A 3,839-nucleotide genomic window follows, 5' to 3' on the forward strand; every position below is an offset into this window, starting at 1 on the left:
GACGTGGTCGTCCAGGTAGACATAGAGTGCGGTGAGAAGGGCGTCGAGGTCTTTGGTCACACTCTGATCCTGGGCGCCCTTCGTCATGTCCGCAGCCGGTTCGGGAAACCCCCATCAACGATCTAGACGCGCGCGGCGGCCGCCTGCTCCGGTGATCAGCGGACGCGGGCCCCGGTCGACTCCCCGACCGGCACCGGAGCGGGGCCGCGGGCGGGCCGATCGCCGCGCAGCCTCGACAGCACGCGTTCCGACGCGGGCATGCCCAGCAGCCGGTCGGCCGCCACCAGCACCAGGCCCAGCACCAGGAAGGCGGTGCCGTAGAGCAGCATGCTGCGCACCAGGCCGGAGTAGCCCAGCAGCGAGACGTCGATGAAGAAATAGGGGTAGCCGGCAGTGGGGAACAGCGCGCCCCGCAGTGTGGTGAACACGACGTAGGCCAGCGGGTAGACCAGCCACGCGGGGGCGTAGTACCAGCGCAGCCGCCGGTGCCGGTCGAACAGCGCGAAGTCGAGCGCGGCCGCCGCGGGCGCCACCGTGTGCAGCAGGTCGCTGGAGTCCACGGCCCACCACGGTCGGCCGACCAGCTCCCCGGCGCCGGCGGGCGGAACCTGCGTCGGGCCGTCGGAGAGCACGAAGTTGAACACCAGTCCGGTGATCAGGATGTAGAGCGTGGCCGCGCCCTTGAGCCCGCCCGGGAGCCCTGCGCGGCCGCGCCACGCCGACCACGCGGCGAAGGCGAAGCACACCGCCAGCACGCAGTTGCTCTGGATCGTGAAGTACACGAACGGGTGCGGCGACTCCGAGCGCGCCACCTCCATTGCGATCCCAGCGACGGCGACCAGGGCCACGGCGGTCCGGTAGAGCCCGACGGCGAGCGGCATCGGCACGTCCCCCTTTCCCGATGCCCGACGCTACAGCCCGCGGGCGCGTCCCCCGGCCCAGGTCGGCGCGGCGTCGCGAGTCCGGGCCCGGCGGCCCGGCCGACGCGGGTACGGGTGTCCGCCGGCCGCCGTAACCTGGGGAGCGTGTCGTCCTCCCAAGAACAGCTCCTCGAAGGCCTGAACGCCCCGCAGCGCGAAGCCGTCACACACGCCGGAAGCCCGCTGCTGATCGTCGCGGGGGCGGGGTCGGGCAAGACGCGTGTCCTCACGCACCGCATCGCCTACCTCCTCGCCGCGCGCGGCACCCGACCGGGCGAGGTGCTCGCGATCACCTTCACCAACAAGGCGGCCGCCGAGATGAAGGAGCGCATCGAGGCGCTGCTGGGCGGCCGGATCGCGGGCGCCATGTGGGTGATGACGTTCCACTCGGCGTGCGTGCGCATCCTGCGCCGCGAGGCGGGGCGGCTGGGCTATCCCAGTGGGTTCACCATCTACGACGCCGCCGACTCCCGGCGGCTGATGCAGCTGGTCTGCAAGGAGCTGGACCTCGACCCCAAGCGCTACCCGCCCAAGTCGTTCTCCGCGCAGGTGTCCAACCTCAAGAACGAGCTGGTCGACTACGACACCTTCGCCGAGCAGGCGCAGAGCGAGCAGCAGAAGAAGCTCGCCGAGGCCTACGCGCTCTACCAGCAGCGCCTCCACGAGGCGGGCGCGATGGACTTCGACGACCTGATCATGATCGCGGTCAACCTGCTGCAGATGTTCCCCGACGTCGCCGAGCACTACCGGCGGCGCTTCCGGCACATCCTGGTCGACGAGTACCAGGACACCAACCACGCCCAGTACGAGCTGGTGCGGCTGCTGGTGGGCGAGGACACCCCCGGCGCCGCGGTGCCGGCCTCCGAGCTGTGCGTTGTGGGCGACGCCGACCAGTCGATCTACGCGTTCCGCGGCGCCACCATCCGCAACATCCTGGAGTTCGAGCGCGACTACCCGCAGGCGCGCACCGTCCTGCTGGAGCAGAACTACCGCTCGACGCAGAACATCCTCACCGCGGCGAACTCCGTCATCGAGCGCAACCCCGACCGCCCGGCCAAGAACCTGTGGTCCAGGCAGGGCGTGGGCCCGGGTATCACCGGCTACGTCGCCGACAACGAGCACGACGAGGCGGCCTTCGTCGTCCAGGAGATCGATCGGCTGACCGACGAGGGCGTGTGCACGCCGGGTGAGGTCGCGGTGTTCTACCGGACCAACGCGCAGTCGCGCGTCTTCGAGGACGTGTTCATCCGCACCGGCCTTCCCTACAAGATCGTCGGCGGTGTCCGGTTCTACGAGCGCAAGGAGATCCGCGACATCCTGGCTTACCTGCGGGTGCTGGCCAACCCGGAGGACACGGTCAGCCTGCGGCGCATCCTCAACGTGCCCAAGCGGGGGATCGGCGACCGCGCGGAGGAGACCGTCGAGCTGTTCGCTGCGCGCGAGCGCACCTCGTTCTCGCGCGCGCTGCGGCGCGCCGACGAGATCGACGGGATGGCCAAGCGCTCGCTGAACGCCGTACGGGACTTCGTCGCGCTGCTGGAGGAGCTTGAGGGGATCGCCGAGGAGGCCTCGCCCTCCGAGGTGGTCGAGGCGGTGCTGGAGCGCACGGGCTACCTCTCCGAGCTCGCCAATTCAAAGGACCTGCAGGACGAGAGCCGGGCGGAGAACCTGCAGGAGTTCGTCGAGGTCGCCCGCGAGTTCGAGAACGGCTTCACAGGGCCGCTGTACGAGGAGGAACCCGGAGCCGAGGAGGACGCCGCCGGTGAGGAGGCGCCGGCGGCCGAGGGCGACCGGGAGCCCGGCGGCGCACAGGCGGGCGCGGCCGTGCCCGAACCGACGCTGGTCGACTTTCTGGAGCAGGTGTCGCTGGTGGCCGACACCGACCAGATCCCCGACGCAGACGGCTCCGGGGGCGTCGTCACGCTGATGACGCTGCACGCGGCGAAGGGGCTGGAGTTCCCGGTCGTGTTCCTGACCGGCATGGAGGACGGCGTCTTCCCGCACATGCGGACCCTGGGGGAGAAGTCGGAGCTGGAGGAGGAGCGCCGCCTCGCCTACGTGGGGATCACCCGGGCGCAGGAGCGGCTGTACCTGTCGCGTTCGGCGGTGCGCAGCTCGTGGGGCGCGCCGTCGTTCAACCCGCCGTCGCGCTTCCTCGACGAGGTGCCGGCCGACCTGGTCGAGTGGCGGCGCGCGGAGTCGGCGCTCGCGGCGGCCGCCCGGCCGCGCGGACGCACCCCGTCGCCGGGTCCCGGGAAGGGCAAGAGCGAGGTGCCCTCGCTGAATCCGGGAGACAAGGTGAACCACGACTCCTTCGGCATGGGCACGGTGCTGCTGGTCGACGGCGCAGGCGACAAGACCAAGGCGCGCATCGACTTCGGAGCCGACATCGGGGAGAAGGACTTCCTGGTGAAGTTCGCTCCGATCGAGAAGCTGTGACGGCGCGACCGCCGAGCGCGCCGTAGTGCGCCGCGATCGGGATCGCTGAGCGTGACGGGCACTCCGCGAGTGCCTGTAGGATGGACCCACCGACACAGCGGGCGCCGGGTGAAGCCGGCGGGCGCGTCGGCTCCTCCATTTGTTTTCACCGGAAACGGTCACGAGCACTCGCGGCAGCCGGTAGAGTGGAGATCAGCTTCGGGAAAGGGCAGCCCCGTCCTCGACGGGAAGGCCCCGACAAGCGAAACCGCCGAGTTCGCGTCGGTTCGGAATTCTGCTAGAGTTCAGAAAAGGCCGCGTTTTGCGGACAAAAGTAGAAAAGCGGAGGCCGCGGGATATCGTCCCGAGGACTCCGCCGGGAGATTCCGTCTCTTGGGATAGAGTCTGAGCGGGCCCGCTTCATTGGCGGGGCCGGGGCTTGTACCGGATGAGCGGTCGCTTCTTGAGAACTCAACAGCGCGTGTTTATTCTTTGTGCCAT

The 3,839-nt window shown here is 69.8% G+C and carries 2 protein-coding genes; one reads left to right on the forward strand and one right to left on the reverse strand.

Annotated elements, in window-relative coordinates:
- Positions 1-155 precede the first annotated feature (155 nt).
- Entirely contained in the window at positions 156-881 is a 726-nt protein-coding gene (locus RM446_RS24540) for a Pr6Pr family membrane protein (RefSeq protein ID WP_311547820.1), read from the reverse strand.
- A gap of 144 nt (positions 882-1,025) precedes the next feature.
- Here RM446_RS24540 and RM446_RS24545 point away from each other — a divergent pair, with 144 nt between their 5' ends.
- The gene (locus RM446_RS24545) at positions 1,026-3,359 is read left to right on the forward strand and encodes a UvrD-helicase domain-containing protein (protein WP_311547821.1); all 2,334 of its coding nucleotides are present in this window, start codon (positions 1,026-1,028) and stop codon (positions 3,357-3,359) included.
- Positions 3,360-3,839: the final 480 nt, after the last annotated feature.

This window comes from Streptomonospora wellingtoniae, assembly GCF_031845375.1.
Lineage (GTDB): Bacteria > Actinomycetota > Actinomycetes > Streptosporangiales > Streptosporangiaceae > Streptomonospora > Streptomonospora wellingtoniae.